The organism is Pseudomonas sp. MYb185 (assembly GCF_002979975.1).
Lineage (GTDB): Bacteria > Pseudomonadota > Gammaproteobacteria > Pseudomonadales > Pseudomonadaceae > Halopseudomonas.
This window is the reverse complement of record NZ_PCQD01000008.1, coordinates 152,092-173,559: the sequence shown is the minus strand read 5'-3', so window position 1 is coordinate 173,559 and position 21,468 is coordinate 152,092. Positions and strand designations below refer to the sequence as shown.

Genomic DNA, 21,468 nt, shown 5'->3' with positions numbered 1-21,468 from the left:
AAACAACATCGGAGAATGAAACCATGAAGAAAACTGGCGCCGCACTGGCCCGCTTCGCCCTTGAGCAACTGGGAGTGACCCACACTTTCGGTATTCCCGGTGTCCACAATACCGAGCTGTACGATGAGCTGAATGCCTCCGAACAGATCCAGCCGGTGTTGGTTGCCCACGAATGTGGTGCGGCCTTCATGGCTGACGCGGTGAGCCGCACCGGCAACAGCATAGGCACCCTGGCCATCGTGCCTGCAGCCGGCGTGACCCATGCGGCCAGTGGTATCGGCGAGGCGGGGCTGGATGGTATTCCCATGCTGATCATTTCCGGTGGTATCCACAGTGAAAACGGTCGGCGCTACCAGTTGCATGACATTGATCAGCACAGCCTGCTCAAGCCCATCACCAAGGCCAGCTTTCGCATCCTCAGCCATGCCGAGGTGATTCCCACCTTCTATGAAGCCTACCGCATCGCCACCGGGGGCGAGCCGGGCCCGGTATTCATCGAGCTGCCCTACAATATCGGTAACTTCCTCGGAGAGGTGGATGGGATGCCGGCCTTCCAGAGCCAGGCAGGCGCCAGCGAGGCCGTGCTGGACAGCCAGGCACTGCAACAGGCGGCACAGATGCTGGTGGCCGCCAGGCAGCCGGGGTTATTCGCTGGCTGGGGCGCGGTCGATGCACAGGCGGAACTGGTAGAGCTGGCCGAACTGCTTGGCGCCCCGGTCTGCACTACCCTGCAGGGGTTGAGCGCCTTTCCGGGTAATCACCCGTTGCATGTGGGTATGGGCTTCGGCGCCTATGCCGTACCAGCGGCGGAAAACGCCTTCGCCAACTGCGACTGCCTGTTGGCGGTGGGCACCCGGTTTTCGGAAATACCCACCGGCAGTTTCAGCATGCCGGTGCCGGAGCAACTGATCCATATCGACATCAATCCCGCGGTGTTCCATGCCAACTACCCGGCCAGTCTGACGCTGAGCGGCGATGCCACGCAGATCATCCCGGCGCTGCTGGCCGAGGTGCGGGCATTGCAGCCGCAGCCGCGCGGCAACGCCCTGATCGAGCAGATTGCCCGTGACAAGGCCGGCTATCTGCGCAGCTGGCTGCAACACGACAGCAAGGGGCGGGTCAACCCGGCGCATTTCTGTCAGGCGCTGCGGCAGCAACTGGCGGACGACGCCATAGTGGTAGCCGATGATGGCAACCATACCTTCCTGCTGGCCGAACTGATGCCGATCCATATCGGTCGCGGCTTCATTTCTCCCAGCGACTTCAATGCCATGGGCTACTGCGTACCGGCGACCATCGGCGCCAAACTGGCCAATCCGCAGCGTCAGGTGGTCGGCGTGGTGGGCGACGGCGCCTTGCGCATGACCGGCCTGGAAACCCTTACCGCCAGCAGCCTGAATATCGGCGTACCGCTGTTCGTTTTCAGCGATGGCGAACTGTCCCAGATCGCCCAGGCCCAGGAGGTACCCTATAACCGCAAGACCTGTACGGTGCTCAAACCGCTGAAGATTGCCGCGCTGGCCGAGGCCACCGGCGCTGCCTTCGTCAGCATCGACAATGATCAGGACTGCGCCGCCGGCATCGCCGAGGCCCTGCGCCTGGCCGCCATGGGGCAACCGGTGCTGGTGGATGTGCGCATCGACTACAGCAAGCGCACGCGTTTTACCGAAGGCGTGGTCAAGGCCACCCTCCAGCGCTTCACCCCGCGGGACAAGGTACGTGTGGTCGGACGAGCGCTGTGGCGGCGGGTGACGGGGTAGGGAAGTAGAGCCGGGTCAGTGCCTGAATGCGCTTTCAGCATGGCAGTACATTCTGCGCATTGCCTGGTTTTTAGCCCATCCGGCCCGGCACTGGTCCCGCAAATAGACTTTTGCCGCCTTGCGACATGCCCGGTACTCGATGGAGCCCTTTCGGTGCGGTGACGGGCTGGCGCACAGGTCATCGTAGACGATCTGGCTATCTCGCCAGCGATACTCGCCTCTCCAGTCATACCGGTTACGGCGAGCATCTTCCCACCTCAGAGTCACTTGTCGCGCACCATTCAAGACCTGTTGCCGGCTTGTTGCTACTCGACCTGAGGCATGCGTGCCCTGCCGATGTGGGCTCTGAATCGTATTGATATCGGTACGGGGGCTGTAGTTAGCGTCATTGAAAACAGTCTGTCGGGAGGCTGTCCTGTCTGCTTCTACCTGCTTGTTCCGTTCGACATTGTTCCAGAAGGTGTCTTCTGGTGCTGGCTGGTGCGGGGCGGCGGGGGATGAAACAGTAGGTAATGGTGGTTGATAGCGGGCGTTGGGCGGGGTCAGTTGATGCTTAAGGTAGTTACCCCAACCATTTCTGTCAGCCATATAGAAGATACCGGCGACCAACACGACAGCAAGGATTGCAGAGATGCCTGTAGGTAACTTGCGTTTTCCCTTTCTGATATGGCGCGGGGCGTCATCCCAGTCCGCTTTCACGCTCAACACTCCCTGTCTTGTCTGACATGTTTGCGCGGGTAATGGTCAGCAAAAAACGCAAACAAAAAAGGCCTAGCCGAAGCTAAGCCTTTGAAAATGTTGGTGGCTACACCTGGACTTGAACCAGGGACCCCAGCATTATGAATGCTGTGCTCTAACCAACTGAGCTATGTAGCCATCCGAGGCGCGCATTATTCCCAGCTGCGGGAACATTGTCAAGAGGTGTTCCGCTCAATTGGTAAAATTTTCAATCGCTTAGCCTGGGTTGGCGCCGGCGGCTAACGGCTACCCAGTTGCAGCGGGATGGCTACGCTGCCATTGTCTTCGGCCGAGGTCTCGCTGGCGTCCAGCAGGTGGATGCGTTCGTCCTCCAGCCCGCCCTCATCCACCAGCCAGTCCTTGATGCTGGAGGCGCGTTGTTGCGCAAGCCGGCGCAGCGGTAGCGGGCTGTCGCTCCAGCTGTCGATCAGCGCCTGGCGCATGGCCTGGCTGCGTTCTTCCCGGGGCAGCTCCTTCCACTCCTCGGGGACCGGCAATTCGCGTAGCTCATGCAGTTCACGGATTAGCCGGGTCTGCTGTCTGTCGCTCAGTTCAATCTGGGTCAGATCTTCCGGTGGACGGCGCATTTTGCTGGCGGCCAGCTGGCGCATCTCATGCTCCAGACGTTGGGCTGCCAGAACCGGTCCGTCTGCGGTAGTGGCACTCATGCCTTCCACTTCCAGAGTCAGCTGCGGACGTTCCTGCAGGGCGCTGGCCAGGGTGTTCAGCGATTGCCTGGCTTTGGCGTCCAGTTCGGCGCTGCCCGCGGCGAAGCTGAGCTGGCTGAGATCGGCTTCGCCGGCACCGGCCAACCCGGCGATGAACTTGAAGGGGGCCTGGGTAGCGCGCAGCACCAGGTTGCGCAGGGTCTGCCAGACAATCGGCATGACGCTGAACTCGGGGTTGTTCAGGTCACCGGAGACCGGTAGCTCGATATCGATATTGCCCTTGGTGTCCTTCAGCAGGGCGACCGCCAGACGCACCGGCAGATCCACCGCGTCTGGGCTGTCGACCCGCTCGCCGAGCTGCAGGTCTTCCAATACCAGGCGGTTGTCGGCTTTCAACTGGCCCTGGTCGATCTGATAATGCAGGTCCAGGTTCAGCCGGCCCTTGCGAATGCGGTAGCCGGCGAATTTGCCGGAGTAAGGGGTCAGCGTGGTCAGCTCGACGTTCTGGAAGCTGGTGGCGATATCCAGACTGTTGAGCGGGTCGAAGGGCGTCAGGCTGCCTTTGATGGTGACGGGAGCATAGCGATCGACCTTGCCACTCAGGTCGACCGCGGCGGCCCGCGGGCTCTGGTTGTCCAGGGTGCCGACATGGCCGTTCAGCTGTTCGATGCCGGTGGCGAAGTTGGGGCGCAGACTGAAGTCAGCGAAGTTGGCCGAGCCGTTGGTGATGCTGACGCCGCCGATACGGATGGCCATGGGCTCGCTGCTGTCGCTGTCACTGGCTTCGCCTGCGGGCTGGGATACCAGCAGATCGCTGAAGTTGGTGCTCATGTCGCGGTTGATGATGAAACGCACATAGGGCTGCTGCAGGTTGACCTTGTCGATGCTCAGGCTGTCACCCTGGTAGCTGATTTCATCCAGCTGCAGGCTCTGCCATTTCAGCAGGTCGCGCTTGGCGGGCCCGTCCACCACATGTAGCTGCTGCACCCCGGCCTGGCCGGTTACCTCCAGTTGCAGGGGCTCCAGCTGGCTGAGCTGGACTTGGGTCTGGCTGGTGAGCAGGCCGGATCTCAGTTCCAGGCGCACCAGCGGCTCGATATAGGGCTGGGCCAGGGTCAGATCGATATCCCGGGTTTCGACCTGCAGATCGGCGCTGACCGGGTTGATGCCGACTTTGCCGGCAATCTCCAGCTGACCATCGGCATTCAGCAGGGTGTCCAGGCGCAGTTGAAAGGGCGTCTCGGCCTGGCTGTCGAAGTCACTCAGGTCCAGGTTCAACGGGCCGATATCCAGACTTACCGGCTGGGACGGCTGCTGATCGGTCAGGTGCAGCTGATAGTCGCGCAGTTGCGCATCGGTCAGCAGGATGTGCCATGGGGCTTCTTCCGGTTCGGTGCCGGTGCTGTCGCTTGCCAGTGTTGTTGTCTCTAGTTCGAGCTGGGGTGTTGCTTCCCCGGCGGGAGCGGCAGCGATCTGCTCGGTCGCCGAGACACTCGGTTCCAGCAGCTGCAGCCAGTCGATCTGGCCATCCTTCTGCCGGACGGCCCAGGCTTCCAGCCCCTGGCTGCGGATGGAGCCCAGATGGAGCTGGCGTGTGGCCAGGTCCAGGGACGTATCGCTGATTTCCATGCTGGCCAGGCGTAGCAGCGGCTCGTCTGCCGCTGCCAGATCGAGATCGCTGAGGCGGACATGGACATTGGACAGCTGCAGCTCGGTACTGTTGGCCAGGCTGAGCTGGTAATCGCTGCTGAGATCCAGCGAGCCTTGATTCAGCGTCAGCGGCACTTGTTCCTGTACATAGGGCCAGAAAGTGCTCAATTGTGCCTCGCTGACGCGCAGCGTTCCGCTGGAAGCCAGGGGGCTGATGCTGAGTTTGCCTGCCCAGTCGATACGGGCGCCGTAGGGACCGCTGGCGCTGATCTGCATCAGCGTATTGTCATCCGGCAGGGTACTGAGGTTGTTGAGTTCGATATCCACTGCGTCATAACCGAACTCGACCGGCTCGGCGGGGCGCAGGTCCCGGAATTCCAGACTGTTGTCGATGAGTGCCAGGCGGTCGATACGCAGCGGGAAGGGATCGCTGCTGCTGTCCTCGGGTTGCTCCTCCGATTCCGGCAGGATGAACAACTCGGCGAGGTTGAGCGTGCCGTCTTCGGCAAAATGGACACGGGTGCTGGCCTGCTCCAGCTCCACGTCGCGCAGGTGCACCGCCCGGGTCCACAGGCTGTCTATCTGGAGGTTGGCATACAGCCGGGTGAAGGCCACCTCGGGTCGGTCCGGTTCGCCGATATGCAGGCCGCCGAGCGTCAGCTCCAGGGTGAAAGGGTTGAGCTTGATGCTGTCCAACTGAGCGGGAACAGTAGCCCGCTGCTCAAGTTGCTTGTTGACCAGATGCAGGGCAATGGCCGGCAACAGCAGAAAGCCCAGCAGGGCATACAGCGATACCGCTGTCACCAGGCTGATCAATAGGGTTCTCGGTTTCATGCGCATGGAAATCGTCCGGCTCGCTTCTGATAGGCCGGAGTATCGCATGACCGAGCGCAAAACAGGACCTTCAGGGGCCTCTGCCTCAGAGCAGCCATTCAATCGGCAGGAGTGACAGCAGCAGTATGCCGCTGCGTTTTAGCATCCCGGTGTTGGGTTCCTGATCGTAATGGATCTGCCGGTCATCCAGGCGCTCGACCCAGTACAACCGCTCACGATCATCCAGGCGAACTTCATAGGCGTTGGCTGGAATGGTGCTGTCGAAGGCCTGATGTACCGCCTGGGCCAGGGATGGGCTGTCGATGACGAAGCCCAGCTCGGTATTCAGGTTGGCTGAGCGCGGGTCGAAATTGAATGAGCCGACAAAGATCCGCTCACCGTCCACGGCAAAGGTTTTGGCGTGCAGGCTGGAGCCGGAACTGCCAAACGGGCCGGCGCTTTCATTGCGCTCCAGGTGGGGCGAGAGGCGGCGCATCTCGAACAGCTGCACGCCGGCCTTGAGTAGAGCCTTGCGCCGCTTGGCGTAACCGGCGTGCACGGCGGCCACATCGGTGGCGTCGAGCGAGTTGGTCAGAATGCGCACATCGATACCCTGGTCGGCCAGGGCAGTGAAGGCGGCCACCCCTGCGGCGGTGGGTACGAAGTAGGGCGAGACCAGCACAACTGCATTGTTCGGTTGATCCAGGATCTGCCCCAATTGATAGGTCAGCATGCCGTCCGCTTCGGCCTTGCCCAGCCCCTTGGCTGGGTCGTCAGTGACCATGCGGGTATGCGCCCATTCCAGCTGCAACTCGCCGCTGAGCATCTGGCGAATGAAGTCCGCCCGGGAAACCGCAGCGACATAGTCGGCAGCGCGAGCATCGCGCTCGATCAGCGTTGCGCTCTGGCTCAGGTGGTCCAGCTGTGCGGTGGAAACCGCAGGTACGATCTGTTCGACAGGATAGGACGAGCCACTGGCCCAGTAACGGTCAAAGTCCTGCGATACCTCGTCGACGATCGGCCCGACCGAAAGCACATCCAGGTCGGCAAACAGAATGCCTTCGGTGGCGCCGAAATACTCATCGCCGACATTCCGTCCGCCGATGATGGTGGCCTGGTTATCGGCGGTGAGGGACTTGTTGTGCATGCGCCGATTGGCCCTGGAAAAGTCGGTGACATACCCCAGCCACTTGGGTTTGCGCACCTTGAATGGATTGAACAGGCGCACTTCGATCTGTGGGTGCAGTGCCAGCGCTGCCAGTTCCGTATCCAGCCCGGCGGTACCGTTGTCGTCCAGCAGCAGGCGGACACGCACCCCACGATCCGCTGCGTTGTGCAACTCTTCCAGCAGCAGGGTGCCGGTCATGTCCGCATGCCAGATGTAGTACTGCACATCCAGGGTGCGTTCGGCTGCCCGCGCCAGCAGCACCCGTGCGGCAAAGGCGTTGTGCGGATCGGACAAGGGGTATATGCCGCTTTTGCCGGGATGTGCTGCCACTCCCGGTGCCAGTGCCTGCCCAAGGCGGGTACTCTGGGCGGTTTCGTTATCCAGGGCACTGGAGGCGATCATGTTCTGCGCTGGCAAGCTGCAGCCGCCCAGCAGAGCGCTGAAAAGAGCAATGAATAACCGCTTGGAAAACATGCTGTCATATCGTCCTGAAATGGGGAGCGTCAGGGCGCCGGGGCGCGCCGGTATAATGCCGAAGCGCAGCATACCATCAGTCTGAGCGATGCTGCGCTTGGTGCCTGAGCGAGTTTCAGAAGTGCCCCAGCCTGGCCCAGAACTCTTCAGCGGCTGGGCTGATCGGGGCGATGGGTCGCGTCAGGTGAATTTCCAGTGGAATATCCCAGCTTTCATCCAGTGCGCGCACAAGTCGTCCATCGCTGACTTCCTGCTCGGTGAGGCTGCGTGGGAGCCAGGCGACACCTTTGTTTTCCAGGGCCATGGACATCAGCACCGCCGCGAGGTGGCTACTGAACAATGGCTTGAGATGAAGGAGGTCTTCCTTGCCATGCAGGCGGTGAGCAACGATACGGCCCAATCCGGACTCCTGGGTATAGGCCAGATAGGGCTGGGATGAGGGGGAGGAGCCGATGTTGGCAGAAGCGCCCATCAGCGGAAGCAGGACATCCTCGCCTACTTTCCTGCCGATGAACTGATCGGGCGCCAGCATCGGCGGAACATCCGGGTGGCGATGGCACAGTAGAAACTGTATCTGGCCATGGATGAGCATCTGTTCACAGACCGCCATGCTATCTGAATGCAGTCGCACCGCTTCGATCGGAGCGCCGCTTTCCGCACTTCTCAGCCAGCGGGGAAAGAAGGTAAACGACAGTGAATGGGTTGCAGCGAACTGCAACGTCCTGGCCGCCATCCCAGCCACTTCCTGGGCTTCGCTGCGCATTCGGTACAGGCGCCTGGCAGTCTCCTGGGCACTGGGCAGGATCTGTTTTCCGGCCTCGGTCAGCGTTGCTCCCTGTGGCGTGCGAATGAACAGTTCCACTCCCATCCAGTTTTCCAGGGACCGGACCCTGCGGCTGAACGCCGGTTGAGTAACGTGGCGTGCTTCAGCGGCACGGACAAAACTGCCGTACTCCGCCAGTGCGGAAAAGTCTTCGAGCCAAACGAGTTCCACGGGCAATGCCTCCTGTGCATAGGGCGCGGCATTAATAGCATTGGGCAGCCGTCATCGCAAAGCATAACGTTGGGTCACCAACCCAAGAGGACCCCGTCATGCGTATTGTCGACATCCGTGAAAAAACGGTTTCCATTGCCTCCCCCATTGCCAATGCCTACATCGATTTCTCGAAGATGACCTGCTCGGTCGTCGCTGTCGTCACGGATGTGATTCGCGATGGTGCACCTGTCATCGGCTACGGCTTCAACTCGAACGGTCGCTATGGTCAAGGAGCGCTGATGCGCGATCGCTTCCTGGCGCGCATCAGCGAGGCCGCCCCGGAATCCTTGATCGATAAGGAGAACGACAATCTGGACCCGTTCGCCATCTGGAAGACCCTGATGACCAACGAAAAGCCAGGCGGTCACGGCGAGCGCTCGGTTGCGGTGGGCACCATCGACATGGCCGTATGGGATGCCGTGGCCAAGATCGAAGGCAAGCCTCTGTATCGCCTGCTGGCCGACCGCTACCGCAACGGTGTGGCCGATGACAAGGTCTGGGTGTACGCCGCTGGGGGCTACTACTATCCGGGCAAGGACGACACCAAGCTTCAGGACGAAATGCGTAGCTACCTGGATCGCGGCTACGAAGTGGTCAAGATGAAGATCGGTGCCGCTCCGCTGGCTGATGATATTCGTCGCATCGAAGCGGTGCTCAAGGTAGTGGGGGATGGCCGCCGACTGGCGGTTGATGCCAACGGTCGCTTCGACCAGGACACCGCCATCGCCTATGCCGAAGCACTGAAGCCGTACAACCTGTTCTGGTACGAGGAGGCGGGCGATCCACTCGACTACGCGCTCCAGGCAGAGCTGGCCAAGCACTACGAGCTGCCGATGGCTACCGGTGAGAACCTGTTCTCCCATCAGGATGCGCGTAACCTGCTGCGTCACGGTGGTATGCGCGCTGATCGTGATTACCTTCAGTTCGACTGCGCCCTATCTTACGGCCTGGTCGAGTACATGCGCACCCTGAAAGTGATGGAGGACATGGATTGGTCTTCGCGCCGTGTGGTTCCGCACGGCGGCCATCAGATGTCCCTGAACATCGCCGCAGGCCTGCACCTTGGCGGCAACGAATCCTATCCGGACGTGTTCCAGCCTTTCGGCGGGTTCGCTGACGGGATTCGCGTAGAGAATGGCTATGTCGGTCTGCCGGATATTCCGGGGGTTGGCTTCGAAGCCAAGTCTGCCTTGTACGCGGTGATGCGCGAGCTGGGCGAAGGTTGATGGCCGGGTAGATCTAAAAGAACGAGGAAGGTTCCTGCTAAACGAAAAACCCCCGTATCACCAGATGATACGGGGGTTCGAGGTCCACCGAGCTGCGTGGAGTTCTACGGCGTTCGTCAGACGTTGAAGCGGAAATGCATCACATCCCCATCCTTGACGATGTATTCCTTGCCTTCCAGACGCCATTTGCCGGCTTCCTTGGCACCGGCTTCGCCGTTGTACTGGATGAAGTCGTCATAGGCGACCACTTCGGCGCGGATAAAGCCCTTCTCGAAGTCGGTATGGATCACCCCAGCGGCCTGCGGGGCGGTAGCGCCGACCTTGACGGTCCAGGCGCGGACTTCCTTGACCCCGGCGGTGAAGTAGGTCTGCAGGTTCAGCAGTTCATAGCCGGCGCGGATCACCCGGTTCAGGCCAGGCTCTTCCATGCCGATGGCTTCGAGGAACATGTCCTTCTCCTCACCGTCATCCAGCTCGGCGATTTCCGCTTCGATCTTGTTGCACACCGGTACCACCACCGCACCTTCGGCGTCGGCGATCTCGCGCACGATATCGAGATAGGGGTTGTTGTCGAAGCCTTCCTCGGCGACGTTGGCGATGTACATCACCGGTTTGCTGGTCAGCAGATGGAAGCCCTTGACCAGTTTCTTCTCGTCGTCAGCCAGTTCCTTGATCAGGGTGCGCGCCGGCTTGCCTTCACTGAAGTGGGGGATGAGCTTTTCCAGCAGGGCCTTTTGCGCTACGGCTTCCTTGTCGCCACCCTTGGCATTGCGTGCCACACGCTGGAGTTGCTTCTCGCAGCTGTCCAGATCGGCAAAGATCAGTTCCAGGTCGATGATCTCGATATCGCGCTTGGGATCGACGCTGTTGGACACGTGAATCACATTGTCGTCATCGAAGCAGCGCACCACGTGGGCAATGGCGTCGGTTTCGCGAATGTTGGCCAGGAACTTGTTGCCCAGCCCCTCACCCTTGGAGGCACCTTCCACCAGCCCGGCGATATCGACGAACTCCATGGTGGTCGGCAGGACCCGCTCGGGTTTGACGATGGCTGCCAGGGCATCCAGCCGCGGGTCGGGCATGGGGACGATACCGCTGTTCGGTTCGATGGTGCAGAACGGAAAGTTCTCGGCACCGATGCCGGCCTTGGTCAGTGCATTGAACAGGGTGGACTTGCCGACGTTGGGCAGTCCGACGATACCGCAATTGAATCCCATACTGGTGTCCTCTGCCGCGGCTGCGGCGAAAAATGAATCAGGCCTTGAAGCTGTGCAGGCGCTGCATGACGCGGGTCCAATCGCCAGCCAGCATACCGGGGACTTCGCGTAGCGCCTCGTCGATACAGGCATCCAGTGCCTGCTGCTCGTCCTTGGGCGCGCGGCCCAGTACATAGCCTGTTACCTGCGAACTATGGCCGGGATGACCGATACCCAGACGCAGGCGATGAAAACCATTGTTGTTACCCAGACTGGCGATGGTGTCGCGTAGTCCATTGTGTCCGCCGTGACCACCACCTTTCTTGCATTTCACCACGCCGGGGGGCAGATCCAGCTCATCGTGAGCGACCAGGATTTCCTCGGGGGCGATGCGGTAGAAACCGGCAAGGGCGGCAATTGCCTGGCCGCTGCGGTTCATGAAGGTAGTAGGGATGAGTAGGCGAACATCCTGGCCATTGATGGTCAGGCGGCCGGTCAGGCCAAAAAACTGTTTTTCCTGACGTAGAGTCAGGTTATGAGCATCCGCAAGACGCTCAACAAAAAGGGCGCCCGCGTTATGCCGGGTCATGTCATATTCCGGTCCCGGATTACCAAGACCGACGATCAACTTGATTCCGTGCGTCACAACGGGCGCCCTCTAGGGTTTCAGCAGGAAATTACTCCGCTGATTCCTCACCTTCACCAGCTTCGTCATCAGCGGCTGCAGCAGTACGCTGAGCCATGATGTTGACTACCGGCAGGTTGTGGTCGTCGCCCAGAGCCAGGCTCGGGATGACAACGCCTTCCGGCAGTTTCAGGTCGGCCAGGTGCAGCGATTGACCGACTTTCAGCTCCAGCAGGTCGACTTCGATGAAGTCGGGCAGATCTTTCGGCAGGCAGCTTACTTCGATCTCCGGCAGGTTGCGGAATACCATGCCGCCTTCCTGCTTGACGCCTACGCAGGTGTCTTCGTTGATGAAGTGCAGCGGTACGTGGACGGTAACCTTCTGACCGGCAACGATGCGCTGGAAGTCGGCGTGCATGACACGCGGCTTGGCCGGGTGACGTTGCAGTGCCTTGAGCAGGACTTCTTCCTTCTTGCCATCAATGGACAGGCCGATGATGGAAGAATAGAAAGCTTCGTTTTCCAGCGCCTTGTTCAGCTCGCGAGCGGCGATGGAAATGCTTTGCGGCTCCTTGCTGCCACCGTAGACGATAGCCGGAACCAGGTCGGCGTTACGACGCAGGCGGCGGCTCGCACCTTTCCCCAGATCGTCACGCGCATTCGCATTCAAAGTGAAGTCGACCATTGATAGTCTCCTTGCTGTGTGTCCGGGCACTTGCGACCAGCGCGTCGGACAATTGATAAAACCCGGCGTTATTGCCGGGCTGTTTGATCAGCGTCTGTTCCTAGCGGAACATGGCGCTGATGGATTCTTCATTGCTGATGCGGCGCATTGCCTCGGCGATGATCGGCGCCATGTCCAGCTGGCGGATGCGCTCGCAGTTCTCGGCGGCAGCACTCAGCGGAATGGTATTGGTCACCACCAGCTCGTCGAGTACCGAGCCGTTGATATTCTCGATCGCCTTGCCCGACAGGATCGGGTGGGTGCAGTAGGCCGACACGCGGGTGGCACCGAAGTCCTTCAGGGCCTTGGCCGCATGGCACAGGGTGCCGGCGGTATCGACCATGTCATCGACCAGGATGCAGTTGCGGTTTTCCACTTCACCGATGATGTGCATGACTTCCGACTGGTTGGCCTTGGGCCGACGCTTGTCGATGATCGCCAGGTCGACGCCAAGGCTCTTGGCCACGGCCCGGGCGCGAACCACGCCACCGATATCGGGGGAGACGATCAGCAGGTTGTCCAGGCGCTGGTCCTGGATGTCGTCGATCAGTACCGGCGAGCCGTAGATGTTGTCCACCGGAATGTCGAAGAAGCCCTGGATCTGGTCGGCGTGCAGGTCGACGGTCAGAACGCGGTCGACGCCGACCACGTCCAGCATGTCGGCCACTACCTTGGCGCTGATCGGCACACGGGCCGAACGCGGGCGGCGGTCCTGGCGGGCATAACCGAAGTAGGGGATCACGGCAGTGATGCGCGAAGCGGACGAGCGACGCAGGGCGTCGGTCATGACGACCAGTTCCATCAGGTTGTCGTTGGTCGGCGCGCAGGTGGGCTGGATGACGAATACATCCTTGCCACGTACATTTTCATTCAGTTCAACGCTGACTTCGCCGTCGCTGAAGCGACTGACCAAGGCGTCACCAAGGGGGATATGCAATTGACGCACGACACGCCGTGCAAGGTCGGGGTTTGCATTCCCGGTGAAGACCATCATCTTGGACACGCTACATTACCTTCTGGGTAGTGGTCTATGCGATGAGTCAGTGAGAGAGCCGGGCGAGCAGAAACACGCCTGGCCGGTCGAGCCGGACTCAAGATGTCATGAATTATTGCTGCCGGAGAAAATGGCAGGGGCGGCTGGATTCGAACCAACGCATGGCAGGATCAAAACCTGCTGCCTTACCGCTTGGCTACGCCCCTGTAACTGTCCGGATGCTAAGGTTGCATCCTTCTTACGTCGCTTTGTTGAGTAAAGCATGTAACGGTGAAACGTTACATCCCCTGGCAACAAAGGCTTGCAGAGTGACTGGCAACCGGGCGCGAACTTTATCAGCTTCGCGTTCGTTTGGGAAGGCCCCAAACAAGCAACTGCCAGTTCCGGTCATCTTAGCCTCACAAAAATTGTTTAGCAAGATCAACGTGTTACGTATTTCAGTGTAACGCGCCATGACAACCGGCAAGCAGTCGTTCCGACCACCGTGCTCTCGAAAGGCCGCTAATGTAATAGGGGGAGTGTCCCGAGTCAACCTCTCATCGGAAAAAATTTCCGCGGTGCTCACCTGGCAGGGCGGTACCACCACCAGATACCAGGGTTCATCCACTTCCACTGGAGTCAGTCGCTCACCCACCCCCTCGGCCCAGGCGGCGCGGCCGCGCACGAATACCGGTACATCGGCGCCGAGCTGCAGGCCCAGTTCGGCCAGTCGGTCCTCGCCGAGTCCGGTTTCCCAGAGATGGTCGAGCCCGACCAGGGTGGTGGCGGCGTCCGAGCTGCCGCCGCCAATGCCGCCACCCATGGGCAGGCGCTTGTCCAGGCGGATATCCGCGCCCAGGGCGGTGCCGCTGGCCTGTTGCAGGGCGCGGGCGGCGCGCACGATCAGGTTGTCCTCGGGCATGACTCCCGGCAGCTCGCTCAGCAGCCGGATCCGACCGTCTGTGCGCGGGGTGAAGTGCAGGGTGTCGCCGTAATCGAGAAACTGGAACAGCGTCTGCAGCAGGTGATAGCCATCGGCGCGGCGGCCGGTGATGTGCAGGAACAGATTCAGCTTGGCCGGGGCAGGCAGGCTCAGGGTGGTAGTCGTCATTCGGTTGTACGCGGTTCCCAGCGGGTGATGACCAGGGTCAGCAGCACATCATGTCCGGACAGTTGCAGGCGCTGGGGCAGCTGCAGGCCGTCGATCAGCTGGTAGCGGCTGTATTCCACGGTCCAGCCAGCCTGGGCCAGGCGTGCCAGCTGGCTGTCGGGGTTGAGCTGCAACCGGCTGGGGCTGTCCGGTGCGGGCAGGCCACGGACCCACCACAGCAGGTGCTCCACCGGCAGACGCCAGCCGATCTGCTGCTCCAGCAGCGCCTCGGCGGAACTGGCGCTGGCCGGCGGCTGGCCGGCAATTTCCAGGGTCACGCCGGCGTCGCTGCCCTGGATGCGGGTAGCACCGCGGCCCAGCGGGCCGGACAGGCGGATGTCGTAATGATCCTGTTGCTGCAGCCAGAACAGGGTGCCACTGCCGGACTCGGCGGGAGCGCGCACGCCCAGCTTGCCTTGCAGGGTCCAGTCGGTTAGCGGAGTGACCGCGCTGCGGTGCGCCTGCCAGGCGGCGGGGTCACCGCCGAACTCCAGGGTTTCGCGCTGATGCAGGTTGCTGCAGGCGCTCAGCGCCAGGGCCAGTACCAGCAGGAGGAGAGTGCGCAGCGACAGCATGATCAGTTGCCCTTCAGACGTTTGCGGGTGGCATCGATCAGTGAGGTGTCCTCGGCATCGGTGGCGGCTTCATCCCAGATGGCACGGGCTTCACGGTGCTTGCCCTGTTGCCACAGTACCTCGCCGAGATGGGCGCCGACCTCGGCATCGGGGTAGGCGGAGAACGCCTGGCGTAGCAGCTGTTCGGCCTGCTCCAGGTTGCCGAGGCGATAATGCACCCAGCCGAGACTATCGAGAATGGCTGGATCATCCGGTTTCAGCTCATGCGCCTGTTCGATCAGTTGCAGGGCCTCGTCGAGCCGCTCGTTGCGGTCGGCCAGGGTATAGCCGAGAGCATTGAGGGCCATGGCATTATCCGGTTCCTGATCCAGGATCAGGCGCAGATCGGCTTCCAGCCCGGCCGGGTCGCCGAGGCGTTCGGACAGTATCGCCCGGGTATACAGCAGGTTGCTGTTGAGTTCGAACTGCCTGAGCGCCTCGTTGGTGCGCTGCATGGCCTGTTGTGGGTCGGCTGGAGCCAGGGTCTCGATTTCCAGCAGGTACAGCTCCAGCGCCTGTTGCGGGTAGTTGACGCGTTCGCTGCGCATGAGTGTGCCGAGCTCGTCACTGCGTTCGCGTTGCACCAGCAGGCGGCTGATGCGCAGGCGCGAGGGCAGGAACTCTTCGCCGGCGCCGATGCTCTGCCAGGCATGAATGGCGGCATCCCACTGCCCGGCGCGCTCATGCGCCGTACCGAGGTGATAGGCTGCGGCGGCATTGCCGGGATCCAGTTCGAGCAGTGCCTGCAGATCCTCTATCGCTGCTTCGGTATCGCCGCTCTCCAGCTCCACCAGCGCCAGTGCCAGGCGTATCTCATCGTCCTCGGGGTTCTGTCGGGCCAGTTCGCGGAAATGAATGGTCGCCGCCTGGTGATCACCGTTGCTGACCAGCATCCTGGCCAGCAGCAGGCGCATGCGGCCATCCTCGGGGAACTCGGCAACCCCTTGCTGCAGCACGGCTATGGCCTCGTCCACATCACCAAGCCCGGCATGCAGACGGCTCTGCAGCATGATCGAGGCGGTGGTACGGTTGTGCTGGGTATGCTCCTCGAGCAGCTCCAGGGCTTCATCGGTGCGTTGCTCTTCCTGCAGCAGCAAGGCCGCAGCGAAGCTCAGCTGGGCATTGTCGGGATAGCGCTGCAGCAACGCCAGGAGGTTGTCCAGCATGCTGGTGCGGGTGGCGCTATCGGCTTGCAGCGCGGTCAGCGCCAGCAGGTCGAAGTGGGTATCATCCTGCAGCTGCAATACCTGCTCCATCATGCGCATGGCCTGATCATGCTGGCCGGCACGGGCCAGTTGCAGCGCCGCGGCGCGCAGGGCGTCGGGGTTGTCGGGTGCCACTTCGGTCCACAGCAATGCCATGTCCATGGCCTGCTGATGGGCGCCGAGAAATTCGGAAATCTCCATGGCCCGCTCGATGATGCCCGCATCGCGGGTCTGTACCGCCTGCTCGAGGTAGTTGTTCAGCGCGATATCGAAGCGGTTGCGCTGCCCGGCAATCTCCGCTGCCAACAGGGCATAGAGCGTATCGGCCTGGAACTGGCCATAGACGGTCGGCTCCTCGCTCGGTGCCGGGATGACCGGCGACTGCAGCGGTGCCTGGGGCGGCTCCGGGGTAGTGTTGGTGACCGCACATCCGGTGAACAGCAGGCTGACTGCCAGGGCCAGAAGCGGGTGGTGGGATCTTGCCGTCATGGATACTCTCGTTGATACGCGGGCCTGCAGGCGCAGCCGGCAGCTGATAATACAGGATGAGTGGCAAACCCGAAGCGTGCAAGTGCAAACCGATATCGGACGCCCCGTCCAGGGCGGTTTTACCCGCCAATCATGGAAGGAATTGATTGACGCCTGTTTACATAGGACAATTACCCGCTTTTAACCCGTAGTTACTCGGGGTCACATCTGTTGAGGTGCCATGGGCTTTCTCGCATTCGGGATCAATCACAAGACGGCGACGGTGGACGTGCGCGAGCGCGTTGCCTTTGCGCCGGACCAGCTGGCCGATGCCCTGCAGCAGTTGCGTGACGAAACCCTGTCCCGGGAAGTAGCCATTCTCTCCACCTGCAACCGCACGGAGATCTACTGCACCCAGGACCAGGCAGATCCGACTGCGCTGATCGGCTGGGTGGCGCGCTATCACGGCCTGCAGCCGGATTCGGTGGAGAAATGCAGCTACGTGCACCGGGATGCCGGCGCGGTACGCCACATGATGCGCGTGGCCGCCGGGCTGGACTCCATGGTGCTGGGCGAGCCGCAGATACTTGGGCAGATGAAGGACGCCTGGCAGTACGCGCGTACCGCCGGCACCCTTGGCCCGCGTCTGGATCGTCTGTTCCAGAGCACCTTCAATACCGCCAAGCAGGTGCGCACCGATACCGCCATTGGTGCCAACCCGGTGTCGGTGGCCTTCGCTGCGGTCAGTCTGGCGCGGCAGATCTTCTCCGACCTGAGTCGCAGCACGGCATTGCTGATCGGGGCCGGGGAAACCATCGCCCTGGTCGCCCGGCATCTGAACGAGCAGGGCGTCAGCAAGCTGATCGTCGCCAACCGTACTCTGGAGCGGGCCGAGGAGGTGAGCGCGCCCCTGGGCGGTCGGGCGATCACCCTGAACCAGATTCCCGATGTGCTGCACGAGTGCGAGATCATCATCGCCTCCACCGCCAGCCCGCTGCCGATTCTCGGCAAGGGCGCGGTGGAGCGGGCGCTCAAGCAGCGCCGACACAAACCGATGTTCATGGTCGATATCGCCGTGCCGCGGGATATCGAACCGGAGGTGGGTGACCTGCCCGACGTCTATCTATACAGCGTCGATGACCTGCGCGAGGTCATCGAGGAAAACATGCGCTCGCGCCAGGACGCTGCCCAGGCCGCGGAGCGGCTGATCGAGCTGGGCACCGACGAGTTCATGCAGCGCCAGCGCGCCCGCGCCGCGGTGGATGTACTCAAGCGCTACCGCCAGCGCGCCGAACAGCAACGTGACCAGGAACTGAACAAGGCCCTGGCGCGGCTGGAGCGCGGTGGCGACCCGGCGGCGGTGATGGCGGAAATGGCCCGCGCCCTGACCAACAAGCTGTTGCACGAACCCAGTGTGCAACTCAAGCGCATGAGCGCCGATGGTCGCAGCGAATCCCTGTCGCTGGCCATGGAGCTGTTCGCTCTGGATGACGAAACGAACACTGCACAAGGCAAATCATGAAAGCTTCCCTGTTACAACGTCTGGATATCCTGCGCGAGCGCTTCGAGGAGTTGTCCGCCCTGCTCAGCGATGCGGAGGTGATCAGTGACCAGAATCGCTTTCGCGCCTACTCCCGCGAATATGCCGAGCTGGAGCCGACCGTGCAGTGCTACGGCCAGTGGCTGAAGACCAGTGCCGACCTGGAAGAGGCGCGCAGCCTGCTCAAGGACGCCGATCCGGACATCCGCGCCATGGCCGAGGACGATGCTGACAGCTGCAGCACCGCGCTGGCCGGACTGGAAGCCGAGCTGAACCTGCTGCTGCTGCCCAAGGACCCGGATGACGAGCGCAACGTGTTCCTGGAGATCCGCGCCGGTACCGGCGGTGACGAGGCGGCGATCTTCGCCGGTAACCTGTTCCGCATGTATTCGCGCTATGCCGAACGCCAGGGCTGGCGTATCGAGATCCTCTCGGAAAATACCGGCGAGCACGGTGGCTACCGCGAGGTGATCGCCCGGGTCGAAGGCCAGGGCGTATACGCCCGGCTGAAATTCGAGTCCGGCGCGCACCGTGTGCAGCGGGTGCCGGAGACCGAATCCCAGGGCCGGATCCATACCTCGGCCTGCACCGTTGCGGTGATGCCCGAGCCGGATGAACAGGCCGCAGTGGAAATCAATCCTGCCGACCTGCGGGTGGACACCTATCGCTCCTCCGGTGCCGGCGGCCAGCACGTCAACAAGACCGACTCGGCGATTCGCCTGACGCACCTGCCCACCGGTATCGTCGTCGAGTGCCAGGAAGAACGCTCGCAGCACAAGAACCGGGCCAAGGCCATGGCGCTGCTGCAGGCGCGGCTGGCCGATCGGCAGCGCGAGGCGCATGAGAAGGAAATCTCCGACACCCGCCGCTCGCTGGTGGGCTCGGGGGACCGTTCCGAGCGCATTCGTACCTACAACTTCCCCCAGGGGCGGGTCACCGATCACCGCATCAACCTGACCCTGTACAGTCTGGATCACGTTATCGAGGGTGAGCTGGACAATGTCATCGAGCCGCTGCGCCGGGAATACCAGGCCGACCAGTTGGCGGCGCTGGACGCATAAATGACCCACAGCATCGTGGCCCTGCTGGCGCAGGCGCAATTGCCCGACTCGGACACGCCGCGGCTGGATGCCGAACTGCTGCTCGCCCACGTACTGGGCAAGTCGCGCAGCTATCTGCTGACCTGGCCGGAGCGGCAGATCGCCGAGCCGGAGGTGGCGCGCTTCCAGGCCCTGCTGGCGCGTCGGCGCCTGGGTGAGCCGGTGGCCTATCTGCTCGGCGAGCAGGGCTTCTGGACATTGGCGCTGCAGGTCAGCGCGCACACGCTGATTCCGCGCCCGGACACCGAGCGGTTGGTGGAGGTCGCGCTGGAACTGGGCCCACGGCGCCCCGCCCGGATACTGGACCTGGGTACCGGCACTGGCGCCATCGCGCTGGCGCTGGCGAGCGAATGTGGCCACTGGCAGGTCACCGGGGTGGACCGCATGCCGGACGCGGTGGCACTGGCTGAGGTCAATCGTACCCGGCTCGAGTTGGCCAATGCGCAGTTCCTGCATAGCGACTGGTTTGCCGCATTGGAACAACAGACATTCGACCTGATCGTCTCAAATCCGCCCTATATCGCCGCGGATGACCCGCATCTGCAGCAGGGCGATGTGCGCTTCGAACCGGACAGCGCCCTGGTCAGCGGCGCCGATGGGCTGGACGACATCCGCCATATCGTCACCACCGCACCGGCATACCTGCAGGCGGAGGGTTGGTTGCTGCTGGAGCATGGCTGGCAGCAGGCCGAGGCGGTACGCCAGCTGTTGAGCGAACGCGGCTTTGCTGCGGTGCAGTCCTGGCAGGATCTGGGCGGGCATCAGCGTGTCACTGGAGGATGCTGGCATGAATGATCAACAGTTGCTGCGCTATAGCCGGCAGATATTGCTGGAGCAGATCGACATCGACGGCCAGCAGCGGCTGCTCGACAGCAAGGTGCTGATCGTCGGCCTGGGCGGCCTGGGCGGTCCGGCGGCGTTGTACCTGGCCGGGGCCGGCGTCGGCACGCTGGTGCTGGCCGATGACGACCACGTCGACCTGACCAACCTGCAGCGCCAGATCATCCACGGCACCGCCGATCTTGACCGACCCAAGACCGCTTCGGCGGCTGGGCGGCTGGCCGCGCTGAATCCCGAGGTGCGCGTGCAGCAGCTGGACCGGCGCCTGCTTGGTGAGCAGTTGAGCCAGGCGGTGCAGGGCGTGGATGTGGTGCTCGACTGCACCGACAACTTCACTACCCGCCAGGCGATCAATAGCGCCTGCGTGGCGCAGCGCCGCCCGCTGGTCTCCGGCGCCGCCATCCGCCTGCAGGGGCAGGTCAGCGTGTTCGACTCCCGGCGTGCGGACAGTCCCTGCTACCAGTGTCTGTATGGCGACGGTGACGATGTCGCTCTGAGCTGTAGCGAAGCGGGGGTGATCGGGCCGCTGGTGGGCATGGTTGGCAGCCTGCAGGCCCTGGAGGCGCTCAAGCTGCTGGCCGGCTTCGGTGAGCCGCTGGTCGGCCGCTTGCTGCTGATCGACGCGTTGCAGGCGCGCTTTCGCGAGCTGCGCATCCAGCGTGATCCAGGCTGCACCTGCTGTGGGACCGGGCATGCGTGAGCAGCCGGTCGGGGTATTCGATTCCGGGGTCGGCGGGCTGTCGGTGCTGCGCGAGATACGTCGTCTGCTGCCGGCAGAATCCCTGCTCTACGTGGCCGACAGTGGCTTCGTGCCCTATGGCGAGAAATCGCCCGAGGTAATCAGCCAACGCAGCCGGGCGATTGCCGAGTTTCTTCTGGCGCGGGGCGCCAAGGCGCTGGTCGTGGCCTGCAATACGGCTACCGCTGCCGCGGTGGCGGACCTGCGCGCGCGCCATGCGCTACCGATCATCGGCATGGAGCCGGCGGTCAAGCCGGCCAGCAGCGCAACCCGCAGCGGTGTGGTCGGGGTATTGGCCACTACCGGCACCTTGCGCAGCGCCAAGTTCGCCGCGCTGCTGGATCGCTTTGCCGGTTCGGTCAAGGTGGTAACCCAGCCGTGCCCCGGCCTGGTCGAATGTGTCGAGCGGGGCGAGTTGAGCGGAGCGCATGTGACCGCTCTGCTGGTCCGCTATACTCAGCCACTACTGGAAGCCGGCTGTGACACCCTGATCCTCGGTTGTACGCATTACCCCTTCCTGAAGCCTGCACTGCAACCTCTGCTGCCCGCCGATATCCAGCTGGTGGATACCGGCGCGGCGGTGGCGCGGCAACTGCAGGTGAAACTGGCTGAATTTGATCTGCTCGCCCAGGGCCCGGCCGCACCGACAGGGTTCTGGAGTAGCGGTGATATCGAGGTACTGCAACGGGTTCTTCCGCTTCTGTGGGAAGGACAGGCAGCGACCGTGCAGGACCTGTCGGTATAGGTAAGCGGAACGGAGC

18 protein-coding genes and 2 tRNA genes are annotated in these 21,468 nt (G+C 62.4%); 7 read left to right on the top strand and 13 right to left on the bottom strand.

Annotation, left to right across the window (positions count from 1 at the left end; all coding sequences use genetic code 11):
* Window positions 1-23 precede the first annotated feature (23 nt).
* Window positions 24-1,760: a thiamine pyrophosphate-binding protein gene (locus CQ007_RS13985; protein WP_105646446.1), complete on the top strand. Its 1,737-nt coding sequence runs from the start codon at window positions 24-26 to the stop codon at window positions 1,758-1,760.
* 15 nt (window positions 1,761-1,775) lie between these two features.
* Here the strand turns inward: CQ007_RS13985 and CQ007_RS18860 are convergent, their stop codons facing one another.
* From CQ007_RS18860 to CQ007_RS13965, 5 genes are all read right to left on the bottom strand, one after another.
* On the bottom strand, window positions 1,776-2,459 hold the full coding sequence (locus tag CQ007_RS18860) for a hypothetical protein (protein WP_146114592.1): 684 nt from the start codon (window positions 2,457-2,459) through the stop codon (window positions 1,776-1,778).
* A 100-nt stretch (window positions 2,460-2,559) separates the two neighbouring features.
* A tRNA-Met gene (locus tag CQ007_RS13980) sits at window positions 2,560-2,636 on the bottom strand.
* Between the two features lie 101 nt (window positions 2,637-2,737).
* Window positions 2,738-5,650 carry a DUF748 domain-containing protein gene (locus tag CQ007_RS13975; RefSeq protein ID WP_256582292.1) on the bottom strand — a complete coding sequence of 971 codons (2,913 nt, stop codon included), beginning with the start codon at window positions 5,648-5,650 and terminating at the stop codon, window positions 2,738-2,740.
* An 85-nt stretch (window positions 5,651-5,735) separates the two neighbouring features.
* Window positions 5,736-7,271 (bottom strand): phospholipase D family protein, encoded by a 1,536-nt coding sequence (locus CQ007_RS13970; protein ID WP_105646463.1) that lies wholly within the window; start codon window positions 7,269-7,271, stop codon window positions 5,736-5,738.
* Window positions 7,272-7,386: 115 nt separating this feature from the next.
* Complete coding sequence (locus CQ007_RS13965) at window positions 7,387-8,265, bottom strand: LysR family transcriptional regulator (RefSeq protein ID WP_105646444.1); 879 nt, start codon at window positions 8,263-8,265, stop codon at window positions 7,387-7,389.
* Between the two features lie 98 nt (window positions 8,266-8,363).
* Between CQ007_RS13965 and CQ007_RS13960 the strand changes: the two genes are divergently transcribed.
* Window positions 8,364-9,533, top strand: a complete 1,170-nt coding sequence (locus CQ007_RS13960; protein ID WP_105646443.1) for a mandelate racemase/muconate lactonizing enzyme family protein — start codon at window positions 8,364-8,366, stop codon at window positions 9,531-9,533.
* Between the two features lie 116 nt (window positions 9,534-9,649).
* Here CQ007_RS13960 and ychF read toward each other — a convergent pair whose 3' ends face one another.
* The 8 genes from ychF to CQ007_RS13920 all read right to left on the bottom strand — a co-directional run bounded on the left by ychF (window position 9,650) and on the right by CQ007_RS13920 (window position 16,509).
* Entirely contained in the window at window positions 9,650-10,750 is a 1,101-nt protein-coding gene (gene ychF / locus CQ007_RS13955) for a redox-regulated ATPase YchF (protein ID WP_105646442.1), read from the bottom strand.
* A 37-nt stretch (window positions 10,751-10,787) separates the two neighbouring features.
* On the bottom strand, window positions 10,788-11,363 hold the full coding sequence (gene pth, locus CQ007_RS13950; RefSeq protein ID WP_105646462.1) for an aminoacyl-tRNA hydrolase: 576 nt from the start codon (window positions 11,361-11,363) through the stop codon (window positions 10,788-10,790).
* Window positions 11,364-11,406: 43 nt separating this feature from the next.
* Window positions 11,407-12,039: a 50S ribosomal protein L25/general stress protein Ctc gene (locus tag CQ007_RS13945; protein WP_105646441.1), complete on the bottom strand. Its 633-nt coding sequence runs from the start codon at window positions 12,037-12,039 to the stop codon at window positions 11,407-11,409.
* A gap of 100 nt (window positions 12,040-12,139) precedes the next feature.
* Window positions 12,140-13,081, bottom strand: coding sequence for a ribose-phosphate pyrophosphokinase (locus CQ007_RS13940; protein ID WP_105646440.1), 942 nt, complete (start codon window positions 13,079-13,081; stop codon window positions 12,140-12,142).
* Between the two features lie 122 nt (window positions 13,082-13,203).
* A tRNA-Gln gene (locus tag CQ007_RS13935) sits at window positions 13,204-13,278 on the bottom strand.
* Window positions 13,279-13,310: 32 nt separating this feature from the next.
* A complete protein-coding gene (gene ispE / locus CQ007_RS13930; protein ID WP_105646439.1) occupies window positions 13,311-14,162 on the bottom strand; it encodes a 4-(cytidine 5'-diphospho)-2-C-methyl-D-erythritol kinase in 852 nt (283 codons plus the stop codon).
* Window positions 14,159-14,776, bottom strand: coding sequence for a lipoprotein insertase outer membrane protein LolB (gene lolB, locus CQ007_RS13925; protein ID WP_105646438.1), 618 nt, complete (start codon window positions 14,774-14,776; stop codon window positions 14,159-14,161). The genes ispE and lolB overlap by 4 nt, the downstream gene beginning before the upstream one ends.
* A gap of 2 nt (window positions 14,777-14,778) precedes the next feature.
* Window positions 14,779-16,509 carry a tetratricopeptide repeat protein gene (locus CQ007_RS13920; protein WP_105646437.1) on the bottom strand — a complete coding sequence of 577 codons (1,731 nt, stop codon included), beginning with the start codon at window positions 16,507-16,509 and terminating at the stop codon, window positions 14,779-14,781.
* A 220-nt stretch (window positions 16,510-16,729) separates the two neighbouring features.
* On the opposite strand from CQ007_RS13920, the gene hemA reads away from it, so the two are divergent.
* From hemA to murI, 5 genes are read left to right on the top strand one after another with little or no spacing between them, the layout of a single operon-like run.
* Window positions 16,730-18,010: a glutamyl-tRNA reductase gene (gene hemA, locus CQ007_RS13915; protein ID WP_105646436.1), complete on the top strand. Its 1,281-nt coding sequence runs from the start codon at window positions 16,730-16,732 to the stop codon at window positions 18,008-18,010.
* On the top strand, window positions 18,007-19,089 hold the full coding sequence (gene prfA, locus CQ007_RS13910) for a peptide chain release factor 1 (protein WP_105646435.1): 1,083 nt from the start codon (window positions 18,007-18,009) through the stop codon (window positions 19,087-19,089). Before hemA ends, prfA begins: the two co-directional genes overlap by 4 nt.
* Complete coding sequence (gene prmC / locus CQ007_RS13905; protein WP_105646434.1) at window positions 19,090-19,923, top strand: peptide chain release factor N(5)-glutamine methyltransferase; 834 nt, start codon at window positions 19,090-19,092, stop codon at window positions 19,921-19,923. It begins immediately after the preceding gene.
* The gene (gene moeB, locus CQ007_RS13900; protein WP_105646433.1) at window positions 19,916-20,668 is read left to right on the top strand and encodes a molybdopterin-synthase adenylyltransferase MoeB; all 753 of its coding nucleotides are present in this window, start codon (window positions 19,916-19,918) and stop codon (window positions 20,666-20,668) included. The genes prmC and moeB overlap by 8 nt, the downstream gene beginning before the upstream one ends.
* Complete coding sequence (murI, locus tag CQ007_RS13895) at window positions 20,661-21,452, top strand: glutamate racemase (RefSeq protein ID WP_105646432.1); 792 nt, start codon at window positions 20,661-20,663, stop codon at window positions 21,450-21,452. Before moeB ends, murI begins: the two co-directional genes overlap by 8 nt.
* Window positions 21,453-21,468: the final 16 nt, after the last annotated feature.